The 18,197-nt window shown below is 60.0% G+C and carries 16 protein-coding genes; 6 read left to right on the forward strand and 10 right to left on the reverse strand.

Annotated features, from left to right (window positions below; all coding sequences use genetic code 11):
• Positions 1–8: 8 nt before the first annotated feature.
• From R3O64_RS07290 to R3O64_RS07300, 3 genes are all read left to right on the forward strand, one after another.
• Positions 9–1,115, forward strand: coding sequence for an LLM class flavin-dependent oxidoreductase (locus R3O64_RS07290; protein ID WP_339016427.1), 1,107 nt, complete (start codon positions 9–11; stop codon positions 1,113–1,115).
• Entirely contained in the window at positions 1,116–1,793 is a 678-nt protein-coding gene (locus R3O64_RS07295; RefSeq protein ID WP_339016428.1) for an FMN reductase, read from the forward strand.
• A gap of 74 nt (positions 1,794–1,867) precedes the next feature.
• Complete coding sequence (locus R3O64_RS07300; protein WP_070522155.1) at positions 1,868–3,277, forward strand: L-serine ammonia-lyase; 1,410 nt, start codon at positions 1,868–1,870, stop codon at positions 3,275–3,277.
• On the opposite strand, the gene hisS is transcribed toward R3O64_RS07300, so the two are convergent.
• From hisS to tpx, 3 genes are read right to left on the reverse strand one after another with little or no spacing between them, the layout of a single operon-like run.
• Entirely contained in the window at positions 3,274–4,551 is a 1,278-nt protein-coding gene (gene hisS / locus R3O64_RS07305) for a histidine--tRNA ligase (protein ID WP_070522152.1), read from the reverse strand. The two genes, R3O64_RS07300 and hisS, sit on opposite strands and share 4 nt — an antisense overlap.
• A 5-nt stretch (positions 4,552–4,556) precedes the next feature.
• Positions 4,557–5,201: an MBL fold metallo-hydrolase gene (locus tag R3O64_RS07310; RefSeq protein ID WP_070522149.1), complete on the reverse strand. Its 645-nt coding sequence runs from the start codon at positions 5,199–5,201 to the stop codon at positions 4,557–4,559.
• A complete protein-coding gene (gene tpx / locus R3O64_RS07315; protein WP_070522146.1) occupies positions 5,201–5,698 on the reverse strand; it encodes a thiol peroxidase in 498 nt (165 codons plus the stop codon). Before tpx ends, R3O64_RS07310 begins: the two co-directional genes overlap by 1 nt.
• A 106-nt stretch (positions 5,699–5,804) precedes the next feature.
• On the opposite strand from tpx, the gene R3O64_RS07320 reads away from it, so the two are divergent.
• The 3 genes from R3O64_RS07320 (at position 5,805) to R3O64_RS07330 (ending at position 7,609) form a co-directional block, all read left to right on the forward strand.
• Positions 5,805–6,665, forward strand: a complete 861-nt coding sequence (locus tag R3O64_RS07320) for a peptidylprolyl isomerase (RefSeq protein WP_339016429.1) — start codon at positions 5,805–5,807, stop codon at positions 6,663–6,665.
• Between the two features lie 288 nt (positions 6,666–6,953).
• A complete protein-coding gene (locus tag R3O64_RS07325) occupies positions 6,954–7,310 on the forward strand; it encodes a hypothetical protein (RefSeq protein ID WP_070708016.1) in 357 nt (118 codons plus the stop codon).
• 47 nt (positions 7,311–7,357) lie between these two features.
• Positions 7,358–7,609: a hypothetical protein gene (locus R3O64_RS07330; RefSeq protein WP_070708014.1), complete on the forward strand. Its 252-nt coding sequence runs from the start codon at positions 7,358–7,360 to the stop codon at positions 7,607–7,609.
• Between the two features lie 107 nt (positions 7,610–7,716).
• On the opposite strand, the gene R3O64_RS07335 is transcribed toward R3O64_RS07330, so the two are convergent.
• The 7 genes from R3O64_RS07335 to secD form a co-directional block, all read right to left on the reverse strand.
• Positions 7,717–8,307, reverse strand: coding sequence for a DUF421 domain-containing protein (locus tag R3O64_RS07335; RefSeq protein WP_425248904.1), 591 nt, complete (start codon positions 8,305–8,307; stop codon positions 7,717–7,719).
• 68 nt (positions 8,308–8,375) lie between these two features.
• Positions 8,376–10,484 carry a 5'-nucleotidase C-terminal domain-containing protein gene (locus R3O64_RS07340; protein ID WP_144675073.1) on the reverse strand — a complete coding sequence of 703 codons (2,109 nt, stop codon included), beginning with the start codon at positions 10,482–10,484 and terminating at the stop codon, positions 8,376–8,378.
• A gap of 171 nt (positions 10,485–10,655) precedes the next feature.
• Entirely contained in the window at positions 10,656–12,953 is a 2,298-nt protein-coding gene (locus R3O64_RS07345) for a bifunctional (p)ppGpp synthetase/guanosine-3',5'-bis(diphosphate) 3'-pyrophosphohydrolase (protein ID WP_339016432.1), read from the reverse strand.
• A gap of 34 nt (positions 12,954–12,987) precedes the next feature.
• Complete coding sequence (locus tag R3O64_RS07350; protein ID WP_070522126.1) at positions 12,988–13,542, reverse strand: adenine phosphoribosyltransferase; 555 nt, start codon at positions 13,540–13,542, stop codon at positions 12,988–12,990.
• Positions 13,539–15,149 (reverse strand): ABC transporter substrate-binding protein, encoded by a 1,611-nt coding sequence (locus R3O64_RS07355; RefSeq protein WP_083306818.1) that lies wholly within the window; start codon positions 15,147–15,149, stop codon positions 13,539–13,541. The genes R3O64_RS07350 and R3O64_RS07355 overlap by 4 nt, the downstream gene beginning before the upstream one ends.
• A 3-nt stretch (positions 15,150–15,152) precedes the next feature.
• Positions 15,153–16,304 (reverse strand): protein translocase subunit SecF, encoded by a 1,152-nt coding sequence (gene secF / locus R3O64_RS07360; protein WP_250224689.1) that lies wholly within the window; start codon positions 16,302–16,304, stop codon positions 15,153–15,155.
• Between the two features lie 2 nt (positions 16,305–16,306).
• Complete coding sequence (gene secD, locus R3O64_RS07365; protein WP_101735688.1) at positions 16,307–18,154, reverse strand: protein translocase subunit SecD; 1,848 nt, start codon at positions 18,152–18,154, stop codon at positions 16,307–16,309.
• Positions 18,155–18,197: the final 43 nt, after the last annotated feature.

The raw sequence follows: 18,197 nt of genomic DNA on the forward strand, positions 1-18,197 counted from the left end.
AGGATGTCATGCAATTTGGAGTCTTTAGCATCGGCGATGTCACCCAGGACCCGACCACCGGCCGCACCCCCACTGAGGCCGAGCGCATCCGCGCTATCACGGAGATTGCCCTCAAAGCAGAAGAGGTGGGCCTCGACGTCTTCGCCACCGGCGAGCACCACAACCCGCCCTTTGTGCCATCAGCACCCACCACCCACCTGGCATACATTGCGGCACAGACGAAGAACCTTCAACTCTCCACTGCCACCACGCTGATCACTACCAACGACCCTGTTCGCCTCGCGGAGGACTACGCATTCCTTCAGCACCTGGCAGATGGGCGCGTCGACCTCATGCTAGGCCGCGGCAACACCGGCCCGGTTTACCCGTGGTTTGGCAAGGACATCCGTGAAGGCATTCCCCTCGCCGTTGAGAACTACCACCTACTGCGCCGCCTCTGGCGCGAACCCGTCGTGTCCTGGCAAGGAAAGTTCCGCACCCCGCTGCAGGGTTTTACTTCCACGCCCGCACCTCTCGATGGCATCCCACCCTTTGTCTGGCACGGCTCCATTCGCTCCCCACAGATTGCGGAACAGGCGGCTTTTTACGGCGATGGCTTCTTCCACAACAACATCTTCTGGAACAAGGAGCACACCGCGAAGATGGTGAACCTATACCGCAATCGCTACGAGTCCTATGGCCACGGCCGCGCCGACCAGGCCATCGTGGGCCTCGGCGGGCATGTCTTCATCGCGCCCACGGAGCAGCAGGCAAAGGACTTCTTCCGCCCCTACTTCGACAATGCCCCGGTGTACGGTCATGGCCCCTCCTTGGAGGAGTTCACGGCACAGACCCCGCTCACCGTAGGCACCGTAAAGCAGGTGGTGGAGCGCACACTACAGTTCGCAGATTGGGTGGGTGATTACCAGCGCCAGCTCTTCCTCATCGACCACGCGGGCCTGCCTCAGGAGGTGGTGCTCGAGCAGATCGAAATCCTTGGTACCCAGGTGGTGCCCGAGCTGCGCCGCCGCTTTGAGGAACGCCGCCCAGATCATGTACCTTCTGACCCGCCCACCCATGCCACGCTCGACGCTTATGCCCCGCACGCGCAGGTCAACCCTGAAGAGGAGAAATAGTTGCGCTCGCTCGTACTCGTTACGGCTGGACTTTCATCACCGTCCTCGACGCGTGCGCTTGGCGACGCCCTCTCCGCCGCCACCACCGCCCGCGTTAGTGCCCGAGGTGAAGGCGTCGACGTGACCGTCGTTGAGCTGCGCGAGCTTGCCGGCGAATTGGCAGAAGCCATGACCAACTGGGTTTCACCCACACCCCACCTCCATGCCGCGCAGACTGCCGTGACCAAGGCGGACGGTCTCATCGCCGTCAGCCCGGTATTCCAGGGCAGTTATTCGGGTTTGTTCAAGATGTTCTTCGACACTTTGGAGCCGCATTCTCTAGAGGGACTGCCCACGCTCATCGCTGCCACTGGCGGTTCAAGCCGGCACGCGCTTGTGCTCGACTATGCTCTGCGCCCGCTGCTTAACTACCTGCATGCCACAGTGGTCCCCACCGGGATCTTCCAGGCCACGGAAGACTTTGGCACTGCAGAAGGCGCGCGCAATAACAAACGCATAGAACGCGCCGCCGAGGAGCTAGCGGACCTCATGGTGCGCCCGCTCGACCGGGTCTCTGGACTTGCCGGGACGCTCGGCGAGGCGGAAGAAGCGCCCCAGGGGGTGCAATCGCAGGACGTCGATCCAGACCCTTCAGGATTCCGCGCGCTTCTTTCCCGCCACGACGGGCAGCCGAGCTAAGCGGTTGCGGAGGGCTCTCGGTACTATCGTAAGGCGACACTTATCTAACGCTCCCAAGGAGGTTTCACCCCCACATGACAATTAGCGTGACCGATATCTTCTCCATCGGAATCGGCCCCTCCTCCTCCCATACAGTCGGCCCCATGCGCGCGGCTAAGGCCTTCCTCGAGGCGCTTGATCAACACCCGGCCAAGGTCCACACCGTACTGCGCGGTTCCCTATCCGCTACCGGCCGCGGCCACGCCACGGATCGCGCCGTGATTCTGGGCCTCGCCGGATGGGATCCGCTGTCCGTGCCACTCGACGCAGAGCCACGCGCCGATGCCTTTATCCCCACCGAGGGCACCATTTCTGGCCCCGCAGGTGAAGTGCAGTACAGCATCGAATTCAACAACGAACCGGTGCCGGAACACCCGAACTGCCTCATCTTTACGGCCTGGGGCAAGGACGGGAACGTCCTTGCCGATAGATCGGAGTATTTCTCCGTCGGCGGCGGCTTTATCCTGTCCCGCGAGGAATACGATGCCCAGCTCCAAACAGACACCGGTGTGCCAGCCGGTGTCGCCGCGGCCACCGCTGAGGACACCGTTCCTTATGAGTTCCAGTCCGGCGAACACCTGCTTCACCTGTGTGCGGCCAATGACAAAGCTATCTGGGAAATCGTCGCCGCCAACGAGGCCGTGTTGCACCGCGAAGAAGGCGGTCTCGACTACGTCTACCAGCACCTCGACTTGGTCTGGGATATCATGCGCGAGTGCGTGACCGAGGGCATTTCCTCCAAGGGAATCCTTCCCGGCGGCCTGCGTGTGAACCGCCGCGCGCCACGCATGTACCAGCAGCTTCTGGCCAAGCAAAACGACGAGTCCTGTGGCTTGTCCGCGATGGAATGGGTCAACCTCTACGCGCTTGCCGTCAACGAACAGAATGCCGCCGGCGGCCGCGTCATCACCGCCCCCACTAACGGCGCGTGTGGCATCATCCCCGCGGTGCTGCACTACGCGCGTGACTTCCAGGCTGATTTCACCCGCTCCGATGCCCGCCGCTACCTGCTGACCGCAGGTGCCATTGGCATCATCATCAAGTCCAATGCCTCGATTTCCGGCGCCGAGGTGGGCTGCCAGGGCGAGGTTGGCTCAGCGTCCTCCATGGCAGCTGCTGGCATGGCAGAACTACTCGGAGCAACACCGGAACAGGTTGAAAATGCCGCCGAGATTGCCCTTGAGCACAACCTCGGCCTGACCTGTGACCCCGTCGGAGGCCTCGTGCAGATTCCCTGCATCGAGCGCAACGCCATCGGCGCAGTCAAGTCCATCAACGCCGCGCGCCTTGCTCTCATGGGTGAGGGAACGCACCACGTTACCCTCGATAACGCGGTGCGCACCATGGCCGAAACCGGACGCGACATGCTCTCCAAGTACAAGGAGACCTCGCTCGGCGGCCTGGCGAAGACGATGGGCTTCACCGTCTCGCAGGTGGAGTGCTAAACGAGCTGGCGAAGCTGCTTGACGACGTCCCCCACCGGGACGTCGTGCTGCTCGTGCGCGCGCAGATCCTTCAGCGCCACGGTGCCAGACTCTAGCTCTTGGTCACCGAGGACGAGTGCGAAGCGGGCGTTGGCGCGATCAGCACCCTTCATCGCTCCCTTGAGGCCGCGGTCACCGAAGGACATATCCGCGGAAATACCGGCTTTGCGGAGATCATTAATGATGCTGACCATCTTCTTCTTTGCCGCCGCGCCCAAAGCAACGCCATAAACGGCCACGCGTTCTTCGACGCCCTCGAGCTCCACGCCCTCGGCCTCCAGGGCCAAAACCGTGCGGTCCACGCCGAGGCCGTAGCCGATACCGGACAATTCCTGTCCGCCGAGCTGAGCCATGAGGCCGTCGTAGCGGCCGCCGCCGCCAATGCCGGACTGCGCGCCGAGTCCATCGTGGACGAATTCGAAACAGGTCTTCGTGTAGTAATCAAGACCGCGGACCATGCGCGGGTTGATGGTGTAGGGCACGCCCATGTCATCGAGCAAGCCTGTGACCGTCTCAAAGTGCTCGCGGCACTCGGCATTGAGGTGGTCGAGCATGAGGGGGGCGTCGACAAGCTGCTCCTGGACCTCCGGGCGCTTGTCATCGAGCACGCGCAACGGGTTCAGCTCCGCGCGGGCCCTGGTTTCCTCGTCGAGGTCCAGCTTGAACAGGAATTCCTGCAGCTTCTCACGGTAGGCCGGGCGACAGTCGTGGTCACCCAGGCTGGTCAGCTCCAGACGGAACTGGCTAAGCCCCAGGCTGCGGTAGGAGCGGTCCGCTAGCGCGATGATTTCCGCGTCCAGCGCCGGATCATCGACACCAATGGCCTCGACGCCGACCTGCTGCAGCTGGCGGTAGCGGCCAGCCTGCGGGCGTTCGTAGCGGAAGAAGGGGCCAAAGTAATTGAGCTTGACAGGCAACTGACCGCGGTCGAGGTTGTGCTCGATAACTGAGCGCATAACACCCGCGGTGCCTTCGGGGCGCAGAGTCACGGAGCGGTCGCCGCGATCGGCGAAGGTGTACATCTCCTTCGACACGACGTCCGTGGACTCCCCCACGCCGCGGGCGAACAGCGACGTGTCCTCAAAGACGGGGAGTTCGATGTGTTGGAAGCCGGACAGATGTGCCTGATGTACGAAGGTCTCACGAACCTTGGCAAAGATGGCCGATTGCGGCGGAACGTAGTCCGGCACACCCTTGGGCGCGGACAGGGCTTTGAACTGCTTCTTATCACTCACGCCCTTTAGAGTACATCCCCCGCCGCACGGAGAAACGGATTAGTCGCGCGTTCGCGGCGCATCGTCGATGTTGGGCCGTGGCCCGGCAAGATGGCAAGGGAATCATCAAGGCCCCACACCGGACCGCGCAACGAGCGCTGCATCGCCGCGGGATCGGAATGCGGAAGGTCTGTACGGCCGATCGAGCCCTTGAATAACACGTCACCGGTCAGCGCAAAATCCTCGGCCACGAGCATGACGCAACCCGGTGAATGCCCCGGCGCATGGAGTAATTCAAACTCCAGGCCGACGAGGCTCAGCGTCTCACCACCCAGCAGATCACGCCGGTCCGCCACCTGCTTCATGGAAGCGGCGGCGAAAAGCATCTGCGATTCGGGAGATACTCCGGAGCCATCCACCAACATGAACGCGTCATCCGGGTGGATGTAGACCGGCAGGTTAAACTCAGCGGCATCACGCGTGTGGTCAATGTGACCGTGGGTCAGCACGACGGCCTCAAATTCCAGGGATTTCTCACGCGCGAGCTGCTCAAGGCGCTCGCGTGTGTGCATCCCTGGGTCCACGATGAACGCCCGCGAGCCGTTAGCCACAACATAGGTGTTGGTTTTATAAGGCCCTGCGGCGAAACCGTAGATATCCGGTGTGTTCATTACTTGAGGGCGGCCAACGCTGCGTCGTAGTCCGGCTCCGTCGTAACCTCAGGAACCAGCTCGGTGTAGGTCACCTTGTGGTTCTCGTCGGTGACGATGACCGCGCGGGCACACAGGCCCTTGAGCGGGGAGCCTTCCAGGACGAGGCCCAGCTTGTCGGCGAAATCGGAGCGGAAATCAGAAGCGCTGACGACGTTGTCGATACCTTCAGCAGCGCAGAAACGCTCCTGTGCGAAAGGCAGGTCACGGGAGACGGACAGGACAACGGTGTTCTCCAGACCAGCCGCCTCTTGATTGAACTTGCGCAGCTGCGCTGCACACACGCCGGTATCCACGGACGGGAAGCAGGACACCACCAAGCGCTTACCAGCGAAGTCCGCATTGGTTAGCTCAGACAAGTCGGTGCCGACGAGGGTGAAGTCCGGCAGGGCGTCACCAACCTTCGGCAGCTCAGCATTGGTTTCGACGGGTTCATTCTGAAAATTCGTAGTAGCCATGGCACCCAAGCGTACTGACGTGCGGGGCGGCGCGCCACGGTGAACTAGCGTGCGGTTAGGATAGGTGGGTCAAAGTTTTTAAACCACCACTGTGGAGGAAACATAGGTGTCTACTAACAGCCAGCGCTTGGATGATGCGCTCAACCAGCTCGATCGCGAGCTGAAATCCCGCGACCGTAAACAGAAGAGCCGCCCGCTCGGCGTCGTTTTGATGGCCGCCGTCGTTATTGTTGCCCTCGTCGGCGGTATCTGGTTCTTGGCCACGCGCTCGCCGGAGGAAGAAGAGATTCAGGCCTCGGAAACCTCCGCCGCCGATACCCCCACTGAAGCCCCTACCGCCGAAGCATTGAGCGGCAAGCGTGCTAAGCCGCTCGGTGAGACCGTCACCTGCGAGTACAACGAGACTGGCGACGCTTCCCGCGATGTCCCTACTCCGCAAGGAAAGAACATTCCTGCCAAGGGTGAGGTGACCGTCAATTTCGCCACCAAGCAAGGCGATATTGAGATGACTCTCGATCGCTCACTTGCTCCGTGTACCGTCAACGCAATCACGGACATGATTTCCGCGAAGTACTACGACGACACCGTGTGCCACCGCATGACGGAGGGCACCCTCTCCGTCCTGCAGTGCGGTGATCCGACCGGCAAGGGTTCTGGTGGACCGGGCTTCCAGTTTGCCAATGAGTACCCCACCGATGAGGCTGACGACGCCGCTAAGGCACAGCCTGCTCTGTACCCGAAGGGTTCCATCGCCATGGCTAATGCCGGCGAAGACACCAATGGTTCCCAGTTCTTCATTAACTATAAGGACTCGCAGCTTCCGCCCTCCTACACCTATTTTGGCGACCTGACGGAGAAGGGACAGAAGACCATCGACGCCATCGCTGCCAAGGGCGTCAAGGATAGGCAGTCCGACGGCGCTCCCGCTGAGGAAGTTCGCATCACCAAGGCAACCGTCGAGAGCTAAGTTTTACCCCCTTTACGGTGGCCGGCCCCGCTCGCATTCAGCGAGCGGGGCCTTTCCCATTCCAACCGCCCCTCCCCACCTGGATTAAGAATTTCTTAGCCTTGAGCTGTTCATTTGGCAAACTATTACCCACGTCCACAACCTGCACCGGACCAAACCCCAGCTCACATGCCGCGGACAGCCGCCACACAGATTCATCAATTGATTGTCAGATCCCTTGCAAAACCCGCAATGCCTCAGTAGCATCTGTGAGGTCTTTGAAATTCCCGAGATGTATAAGGAACGAGAATGAAGCTCTTCTCCCGTAAGGCCCTTGTCGCTGCCGCTACCACCGCTGCCGTTTCCCTGTCCGGCGTGACCGTTGCTAACGCTGAGACCACCACTCCGGAGGCCACCGCCACCGCTACGGCTACCACCACCCCGGCAGCTCCGTCCACCACCAAGCCGGCCGCCGAGACCACCACGACCCCGAGCAAGACCGACGAGGACTCTTCTTCCTCCTCCGACGACTCCGAGGGTTCCTCCATCTCCGACATGGACCCGAAGGAAATCCGCGACTGGATCGCCGTCTTCACCGCCGTCATTGGCGCTCTGGGCACCGCTTTCGCTTTCTACAACAAGTACTTCGCACCTAACGCTAAGTAAGTCGGACGATCTCCGATCACCTTCGATTCAGTTTAGGACACACAACTATGAAGTTCTTCTCCCGTAAGTCCATCGTTGCTGCTGCTACTGCTGCAACTATCGCCTTCTCCGGCACCGCAGTTGCTTCTGCAGCTCCGGTTGAGGATGACGGCTCCTCCAAGGCTTTCTTCGCTCTCTCTTCTGACGATGAGGGCAACATCAGCCCGAAGGAGATCCGCGAGTGGATCAAGGTCTTCACCTCCATCATCGATGCGATGGATGACGCTATGCGTCTCGCTGACCAGTTCGCTGGCAAGTAAGCCACAAACTCGCCACTCTCCCCTTGTGTATTATGCACGAGGGGAGATTTTTCGTTTTCCGGTTCGCAGCACCTCTTCTAGGTGGCGCCTCTTCAAAGGGCTAAGACTTAATTGCCATCCCTTTGTGAATCTTCCTCCACTTCCTGAATTCGCTCGGCACCGAGCACATCCTTAAACACGGAGGCGTCAACAAGCTGGCCACGGCGAATGACAGAAATCTGACCAGTTGGTTCCAAGATCATTAGCTGCACGTCGGTGCGCCGACCAAGGCCCGCCTTGCGCACAGCGGAATTGATATCCCTTTCGGTGATGTGCGCAAAGCTCATATTGTCTTCCTGCAGCTGCCCCTTATAGACCAGCAATACCGGCTTGCGGTCAATAAACCGTGACCACGTCACCAATTGGCGGAATGTGCCGAAGGCGGCCTCCAAAAGCATGAGGGTAAACAGGCCAATGATGCCGGCGGCGAGGGTCGGCGGGTTGCCTACAATCACGCGGCCTGAAACCGCGCCGAACATAATGATGATGACGGCATCGGAAGCGGTGATGGACGTCAAAACGCGGCTGCCAAAGAGCTTGACCAAGACCATAAAGGCCAAATAAATACCCAGCGTCGCGAGCATCACCAGTGGGATTCGGTGAGGCTCGATACCTAGCTGGTACATTGCCTCGCGTCCAAACAGCCTCAGTGTATCCACAGCTTTCCACCATACCTTCCACATGAGAAAAGCCCGCACGATAGTGCGGGCTTGTGCATCAGTACAGACTAGATGTTGAACTGCTTGCGCAGCTGCTCAATCAGCTGCTGCACCGGTGCTGGGAGCGCAGCAACCGGCATGTTGATGGCACCAATCACAGCGGCAATGGCGGCAGCGATAGCGGCGGTGATACCCACACCCAAGCCGATGGAGGAAGCTGCATCCTTGGCGGAACCAGTATCCTTCGGGTCCTTCGCGTCGTCGTCACCGTCGAGGGAAATCGGAAGGGCGGCTTCAGTGCCAGCATCGGTAGTAATGAGCAGCTTCTGCTCGCCCTTTAGGCCCTCCGGGATGGTGAGCTTGACGGTTGCGCGGCCACGCTCGCCGAACTGCTCGTCACCGGGCTGTGCTGCGTTGTCAATGTCTGCCTCGGCCTTAGCGTCACCCAGAGCAACGGTGACCTTCTTAGCCTGTGGCTCTTCTGCGTTGGAGTAGTTCAGAGAGGAAAGCTCGACTGTGATCTCCTCCCCCGGCTTCAGGTCACCAGACACGTGGGCACCAATCTGGCCCTGGCCGGTGCGGACCTTGGACTCGCCGGAAGCGATGTAGTCAATCATCGCCTGGGTGTCCATGTAGCCAACGTCATTGCGGTTCTTGATGGAACCGGGCTCAAAGAAGCCATCGCCGCCGGCCTCCGTCTCGCTGGAGGCAAGGAAGGAGGACAGAGCAATGCTGTAGTTCTTCTCCGGGTCAATCGGTTCACCGTTAATGGTGACAGACTTAACGCGCTTGCCCTGCTCAGCCTTCTGGTCGTAGACAACGGTGACGTTGTTGGACAGGCCCAGAGCCAGGCGCGGGCGGGACTGGCCAGGCTTCCACTGGTTCTCCAACGCGGTAATGAAGTCTGCGCCGCTAACCTCCGCGGTGATCACGTAATTACCGAATGGCTGAACGGCAAAGATGTCCTGGTAGGAAACATCACCTTGCTTGAGGTCGGCGCGCACACCGCCTGCGTTCATAACACCGATTTCGATGTCCTTGTCCGTCTGCTTAGATAGAGCAAAGCGCTGGCCATCGGCAATAAAGTTGTTGAGGGTCGACTCCACACCGCGGTTGGTACCGGTGTCCTTGCCCTCATCAGAACCGCGGTACATGGCCTTCTCGGTGGTACCAGCAGTCTTGGCACCCTCAATCTCCGCTACCTTCTTTGCTTCCTCGACGATCTTAGCCACCTCGGGGTCGTCTTCGAGGCCCTGCAGCTGGGCGAAGACCTCTGCGTTGGCCACGTCGTACTGCTTGAGATCAATCTTGGTGATTTTCTTCTCGGCTTTGTCGAAGGTGATGTCGGCGTCGTTAAGCACCTTGCCGTACTCGTAGCCCTGTGCCCAGTACAGCGGCATTGCCCCCTCACGAGCAACCTCGCCCTGGGTCTTAACGTGAGTATCACCGCCAAAGAGGATATCCACATCCTTGCTGAAGCCCTCCGCGTACTGCTGAGCGTCCTCGTGCATGAGCGCCACAACGACGTCAGCCTTGCCGGATTCCTTCAGTCGGCTGGCTTCCTTATTGGTGGCCTCGACCGGGTCGGAGAACTCGACGCCCGGGATGGACGCAGCGGACACCTTGTACTTGGTGTTCTCGGTGACGGTACCAACGAAGCCCACCTTCACGCCGTCTACCTCCTTGACGAAGGAAGCATCGAGCAGGGGCTTGCCATCTTTGGTGACGTTGGCGCCCAGGATCGGGAAGTTGGACTGGTCCTTGATACGGCCCATCAGGTCATCGGTGCCCTTGTCGAACTCGTGGTTGCCCACGGCCGTGACATCGAGATTCATAGCATTGAGGGCCTCGTTGGTGTACTTGTCCTCAGAAATCGCAGACACAAAAGCGGAACCACCAACGTTATCACCGGAGGAGGTCAAGGCGTACTCCTGGTCCTTGTTGACGGCCTTGATGAGCGCAGCCATGCGAGCAGCGCCCATCTCGGAGTAGCCAACCAGTTCCTCGGATTCCTTGTCAAAGTTTTCGGCCAGCTCAAGGTGGCCGTGGAAGTCGGTGAAGTTGGTGACGGAAATGGTCACCTGGTCGGCCTCAGCGGCGAAGGCAGGCGCGCCGGAGACGGCAACGGCGGTGACGGTGGTGGCGGCCAGAAGCTGGCCAAAGCGACGGAAGTTCACGTGGATCTCCTGGGTATGAGAGAAATCTTGTCCACGTGTTTATAACGCATCCATCACGATTGCGCAGCGCTTGCTGACGTCACGACCAGCGCGTTCACCAAACATCTCCCCTAGTTTCACCCAGGCGCAACCTCCCGTTCAGCCACACACCCCCAGTTGAGGGGTGATGCCTTAAGCCGTGACGCGATAGACGTCGAAGACGCCCTCGGTGTTACGCAGGGTTGTCATCAACTGCCCCAGCTGCTTGGTGTCAGAAACCGAGAAGGTGAAGCGCACAGTCGCAATGTGGTCATCGCCGCGATTGGAGGTCATCGACAATACGTTGAGGCTCTGATCGCTAAAAATCCGGGTGAGCTCAAAGAGCAGACCTTGACGGTCAATGGCCTCCAGTTGCAGCGTTGCGGAGAAGGCACCGGAAGACTTCGGCCCGCCAGCCCACTCCACCTGCATCATGCGCTCGGGTTCCGACTTGAGCTTTTCAGCATTGGTGCAGTCAGCTCGGTGCACGGACACGCCGCCGCCGCGGGTCACGAAGCCAAAGATGGCGTCACCAGGCACAGGCTGGCAGCACTTCGCCAGCTTGGCCATGACGTCCGGGCTGCCCTCCACCAAAATTCCGGTGCCGGATGCGGAATCCTTCGTGTGCTGAGCGCGGGAATTCTCCAGCTCGCTGAGCGGAGTACGAGAAGCCAAGGCATCGACTGCATCGTCCTTATCTCCGAAGAGCGCCATGAGTTGGTTGGCAACATGCTGAGCTGAGACATGGCCCGCGCCGATGGCGGTATAGAGCGCATCCACATCCGGGTAGTGCAACTGCTCGGCTACCTGCTTCATCGAACTAGCGGTAAACAGCCGGTGCATGGGCAAGCCGCCACGCTGGACCTCGGCGGCCAAGGCATCCCGCCCAGCTTCGAGGTGCTCTTCACGGCGCTCCTTGGCAAACCACTGCCGCACCTTCGTCTTAGCCCGTGGCGAGACCAAGAACTCCTGCCAATCCCGCGAGGGACCCGCATTCGGATCCTTGGAGGTGAAAATCTCAACTTTATCGCCGGATTTCAGCTCCGATTCCAATGCCACGAGCTTGCCGTTGACCTTGGCACCAATGCACCTATGGCCTACCTCCGTATGCACCGCATAGGCGAAATCCACGGGGGTGGAACCAGCGGGCAAATTGATCACGTCACCCTTCGGGGTAAACGCAAAGATTTGCTTGGCGGTCAGGTCATAACGCAGAGAGTCCAGGAACTCATTGGGATCAGCGGCTTCCTTCTGCCAATCCAACAGCTGGCGCATCCACGCCATCTGATCCACTTCTTCTTGGTGGCCGGAATTCCTGCCCTTGGTCTCCTTGTAGCGCCAGTGCGCCGCAACGCCAAACTCGGCGTTGTAATGCATCTCGTGCGTGCGCACCTGCACCTCAAGGGTGGAGCCGCCGTCCGCGATAACGGTGGTATGCAGCGACTGATAGACGCCGAAGCGTGGCGAGGAGATGTAATCCTTGAATCGCCCCGGAAGAGCCTGGTACAACGAGTGCACCACGCCGATGGCGGCGTAACAGGAGTTGATGTCGTCGACGAGGATGCGGATTCCGACGAGATCGAAGATCTCCGCAAAGTCACGCCCACGAACGATCATCTTCTGATAAATCGACCAGTAGTGCTTCGGGCGCCCCATCACCTCGGCTTGAATGCCGTTTGCCTTGAGGGCTTGGCTTACCTGGGCCTTGATTTCCTTGAGCGCTTTATCGCGTGAGGGAGCGCGGTCCGCCACCATACGCACGATTTCGTCGTACTTCTTCGGATACAGAATGGCAAAGGCGAGATCCTCGAGTTCCCACTTAACGCTTGCCATGCCCAATCGGTGAGCAAGCGGCGCAATGACGTCAAGGGTTTGCCGTGCCTTCTTCGCCTGCTTCTCCGGCGGGAGGAAGCGCATGGTTCGCATGTTGTGCAGGCGATCGCACACCTTGATGACGAGCACGCGCGGGTCCGTAGCCATAGCCACGATCATCTTACGAATCGTCTCAGCTTCGGCGGCGGCGCCGAGGGCGACCTTGTCGAGTTTCGTAACTCCGTCGACAAGCCGGGCCACCTCCGGCCCAAAATCACGGGTGAGATCCTCGAGAGAATAATCGGTGTCTTCCACTGTGTCGTGCAGCAAGGCCGCCGCAACGGTCGTGGTGTCCATGCCGATTTCCGCCGCGATGGTTGCCACCGCAAGCGGATGCGTAATGTAAGGCTCGCCGGACTTGCGGAACACGCCCTCGTGCAGCCGCTCCGCCGTCGCATAGGCCTTGTTGAGGAGCTCTGCGTCTGCCTTCGGGTGAAACTCCCGGTGGATAGACATCAACGGGTCCAGCGCCGGATTGATCTTTACGCGACCGCCCGTCAGCGAGCGCGCCAAGCGGGCGGACATGCCGCGCACACCGCCCGGCCGCCACGCAGTCTTGTCCTGCTTTTCAGTCGTCATGTCTGCCTCCGCGAAGTAGCTTAGGCATACAACCTTAGTCCTTTGCTCCCATCTGATTGAGCACAATCAGTGGGGAACCTTGTAGTCGCTCACGTCCTTGGAGTCCATTGACCTCCAGAACCACGACGTTGCCCGCTACTTCCGCGCCCGCTGATTCCAGCAGCAATGCGGCTCCGTGGAGGGTACCGCCGGTGGCGAGGACGTCGTCGACAAGCACGATGCGCTTGCCCTTAATGTCAATACCACTGTTTGGGATCTCCAGCGCTGCCGTGCCGTACTCCAGCTCGTATTCCTGGGTCAAGACGGGCGGCGGAAGCTTGCCCTTCTTCCGGATGGCGAGGATTCCCACCCCTAACTTGTACGCAACGGCAGAACCAAGAAGGAACCCGCGCGCATCGAGGCCACCGACCAAATCGGCACCGAGCTCTTTGCAGGCCTCCGCCAAGCCATCGACCACGGCGGCGAAAGACTCCGCATCTGCCAATACCGGGGTCAGGTCCTCAAACAGGATTCCCTCCTCCGGGAAGTCTTGGACAAGGCGGACCTTATCCTTCAAGGCTTGTGCTGCTGCGACGTAAATCTCGCTCACGACTCTTCCTTAGTTTCGGTTGCTGTTTGTGGGGTATAGCTCCAACGGTCGAGGTTCCACCCGATACCCGCAGGGCCAGTGTAGGGCACCACGCCTGTCACAGCGCGGTCAGTGATAAAGGTCCGAGGCTGCGCGGAGATGGGAATAGACGGCAATTCCTCCCACAAATCCTGCTCCAACGTGCGCAATGCCGACGCATTCTTCACGCTGGAGGCGGGAGCGGAATGCTCACGCATCGGATCTACTGCCCCAAGGTAGACGTCGATCTCCGGCAGGCCAGTCGCGGGATCCGCGGACAATTGCTCGCGGGAAACACGGTCTCCGGAGCGGTCTTCCACGGTGATTCCCGCGGGCTCGCAGGCCGCGCGCAACTGCTCAACCATTGCCTTATAGCGAGGGTTGGGAGCGAGGTAGCCTACGCCGATGGTGTAACCGGACAGACCCGACGCAGCTGCGTTGTCGACGGGGACTGTTGTTAGCGAGGCCATCTGGGCCGCAACTGGATCATCGTTGCGCACCGTGCGCACGGTGACGGCAGGAACATCCACGCCTGATTCCTTCGAGGAGGCCTGTGCCAAGCGCTGCGTATCCACGCACGCGGCGAAGGCGGCGCGTGCCCACGGCTGAGCAAAAATCCCAGCCTCCGAGAAGACCAGAGTGTCGGTCAGGCCACCCGGTATGGATTTCACGTCCACCGGCTTCCCCTCAGCATTGCGGTCCAACCACGAGGGTGAAGCCGTGGGCGACTCTGCAACGCGAAGCTCGTCTGAGGCTACAAACGCTGCCGCATCCGCGCTGTTGGGCAACATGACTACTTCACGCACGACAGGCTTGTCGCCGTAGTAGTTGTCATTCGCCGTCAGAACGATTGAGCCATCATCCTCGACGCGGTCAATCTGATATGGCCCGAAGGAAACCTGCATGTCCGGGTCAAAACGCCCCGGTTCCGTCGAAAAGCCATCGCGCCAAGCCTCCGCCACTGGTTGCAGGGTTGCCATGTCCTGAGCGTGAAGCGCCGCGTTAAGCTCTTCGACGCTCATCCCCGCCCGCTTAGCCATCACGTGCGCTGGGAGAACCGTGCCGGGGCCAAACAAGTAGCGCCACCGCGACCCCGCATCGGGCGTAAACCACACGGTGAATTTCTTGCTGTGAGGCGCGCATTCCACTCCGCTGACCTCTTCCATCAGCGGAAGGTGGGAGCCAAAGGTCTCACTCAGCTGGCCAGCGGTGTAGGCCAAGAGGTAATCATCACAGGTCACTGCTTCGCCGTCGGCGAAGCGAGCCTGCTCCGTCAGCGTGAAGTCCACGTGTGCCCCGGTCTCATCGCCGTCGGGAGCGAAATACTCCGCGTGAGCAAGATCTGAGTTGGGCACCATCTGCCCGGCTGGGCCCGGTACGTACAGCGCAGGATAGACGCGGCTTGCTAGCTGGGCAGCCCCGACGGCATCGCCCCACGCGGAGGCTGCGTTACTAGTAGCAAGGGGGGAATCGCTCAGCACCGCGAAACGTGATGCCGAAGAGTCCTCCCCCGCACCCTCCTCATTAGAGCCGCACGCTGTCACGGTGAGGGCCAGGGCCAGCAGTGCCGCGACTGGAGATGTACGCACGGCTTAACGCCCGGGGCGCCAGGACGCCCCACCCGACTCGCCAGTAGGTGGCTCAGGCTCAGAATGCGAAGCCGCGGATGGGGAAACGACGGTGCGCGTAGCCTTCGGTTCCTCATCGCCTTCGCCTGCCTCCGTAGGCGCGCCCTCCGCACGGTAGGCGGCAACCACGGCGTTGTGCTTCTTCACGCTCTTTCGCTGGTTCGACAAAGTCACCAGAAGCGTCGTAGCGAGGAAAATTGAGGAGAATACGCCCTCGATAACGCCAATGAACTGAACAAGAGCAAGATCTCGCAGCGTGCCGATACCCATCAGCCATACGGCGACAACGAACAGAGCGATGATCGGCAGGGCTGAGATAATAGACGTGGAGATCGAACGCATCACCGTTTGGTTAATGGCCAAGTTGGTAAGCTCCCCATAAGTCTTCTTGCGCTGGCCTTCCAATCCCGTCGTATTCTCGTCCACCTTGTCAAAGACAATGACGGAGTCGTAGAGGGAGAAGGTCAGCACCGTCAGCAGACCAATGATGACTGCCGGGGACACCTCGATGCCAAAGAGCGCATAGATTCCGGCAATGAACACACCATCAAAAATGAGGGCAAGAATTGCCGCAAAGGCCATGTCCCGCTGCAGGCGGACCGCCACGTAAATGGTGGCCAGGACGAGGAATACGGCCATCGCGATGACCATGCGCTTGGTAATCGACGAGCCCCACGATTCCGACACCGTCGAAGAACCGATCGCATCCGGGCTCGGCTTACCGTTGTCATCCTTGACCTGATACTTCTCAAAGATGGCTTGGCGGGCCTGATTAACCTCATCCTGGGTCAGACGCTCGGACGTGATTTCCAGCGTCTCCGAGGAACCCGCGCCCACGATCTGCACCAGCTCTGGGGTAACACCGGTGGCCTCTGTAAAGGTTTCCTCTACCTGTTCGGTGGACAGATCCCCAGCTGGCATGTTGAGCTTCGTGCCTCCCTCAAAGTCCAGTGACAGATTGAAGCCACGAAGTGCAATAGCCAAGATGGAGGCGATGAGCAGCACACCGGCGATGGTGTACCAGGTCTTGGCCCGACCAACGAAGTCAAATCCACTGCCGTCTACGTAAAGACGGTCAAAGCGGGAAATCTTGCGGTTAGTATTTTCGACAGCCATGATTACTTCTCCTCATCCGTAGCAGTAGCGACGGGTTTCTTGGCCGGTTTGGCATAAAAGCCGCGTTCGCGGCGCTCCTCCACGAGGTTGTAGATGCCGCCGAGGCCGTTCATCGACGGTTTGGCAAAAGCTGGGCGGCTGCCAAGGAGCTGCATCAGCGGCGCCATGATCAGGAAGGAAACGATGAGGTCGAAGATGGTGGTCAAGCCCATGGTGAAGGCAAAGCCCTTGACGGCGCCAATAGAGAGGAAGTACACCACGACGGAGCCGATAAGCGTCACGGCCTTACCCGTGACAATCGTTGCCCGCGAGCGCTCCCAACCCGTGCGGGTGGCAGACCGGAATGTGCGCCCGCCCAGGATCTCATCCTTCATACGTTCGTAGTAGACAACGAAGGAGTCGGCCGTGGCACCAATACCAATGATCAAGCCTGCCATGCCAGAAAGATCAAGCGAGTAGCCGATCCACCGACCCAGCAGGACCAGGGCACCATACAGCATGACGCAGGTGGTGACGAGAACCAGCAGCGCCACCGAAGACAGAGCGCGGAAATAGTAGATGGAGTACAGCGAAACCAGAATCAGGCCGACGATGCCGGCGATGAGTGCTGCCTCAAGGGCGGCCTTGCCCAGTGACGGCGGCACGGTCTCCACCGTTCCGCCCGGCTCGCCATTGGAGCCGGTAAAGGACAGCGGCAGTGCACCATAACGCAGGTTATTTGCCAGGTTCTGTGCTTCCTCCTGAGAGAAATCACCCGTGATGGAGGTAGCGGCACCAACCGGGGTCGCGCCCTGGATTACCGGAGCAGAAATCACGCCGGAGTCCAGGGTGATGGCCACCTGCTTTTGCAGGTACTCCTGGGTCAAGGTGGACCACGTCTGCGAGCCATTGGGACCATCGCCGGTCTTGAAGGCGAAGCTGATCTCCATCTGGCCGGTCTGGGAATTCAGGCCGCCCTGAATCGGAGCGTTGCTATCAATCTCGTTACCAGTCAGGCGGGTTCCGTTCGGATCCTCAATACCGTCCAGAAGCGGAGCTGGCTTGAGCAAGTAGGGCTGCTGATTAGAGTAATCGCAAGCCACCAACGGCTTTGCCGGGTCATCGGTTCCGGCCAATGGGTCGGATTCCGCGTCACACGTCATCAAGCCCAGTGCTGCCGTTTGTTGGGTGGGATCCTCAGACTGACGGTCCTTAAGCAGAACCTCAGTAACCTTATCGCGGCGCTCAGATTCCTCGAGAGAGTTCGCCGGGGCCGGAAGCGGCTTCTCACTTACAGTAGGAGCCGGGGTCTTCTTTTCGTCCTTCTTCTCCCCGCCTTGGGCGGCTGCATCTGCGTTCTGGTTGAGCGCATCGTGAATGGAGGCCAGCGCCTTATTGGCCTGCTCTGGCGTCACGACTCCGTACTTGACCCAGCGGTTAGCCGTATCAGTCATGGACTTCTCAAGCTTGTCCATATCCGGCATGGGCTGCTCGCCCACCGGGCGGAACAGCAGCTGAGAGGTTTGACCCACTGCCTGCGCCTGGGACGCATCTTCGCCCGGAACAGTAATCACCAAGCTGGATCCACTGATGACGACCTCAGAGCCCGAAACACCCATGCCGTTCACACGCTGCTCGAGGATGGTGCGCGCCTGCTGCAGCTGCTCCTGGGTTGGGTCCTCACCCTGCGGAACCAGGGTTACGCGAGTACCACCCTGCAGATCAATGCCGAGCTTTGGGGTTGGTGACTTATCACCGGTCAGAAATATCAGTGCGTAAATCACGATGACAATGAGCGCAAACAGCGCTATCGCGCGCTTAGGCCATTGCCGTTGACGGCTGCTAACGCCACCACGTTTCGAAGCGGACACAAAGTTCTCCTGTGTTGTGTGGAACAGGGCTAAAAATCATAGG

Source organism: Corynebacterium hesseae (genome assembly GCF_037850265.1).
Taxonomy (GTDB): domain Bacteria; phylum Actinomycetota; class Actinomycetes; order Mycobacteriales; family Mycobacteriaceae; genus Corynebacterium; species Corynebacterium hesseae.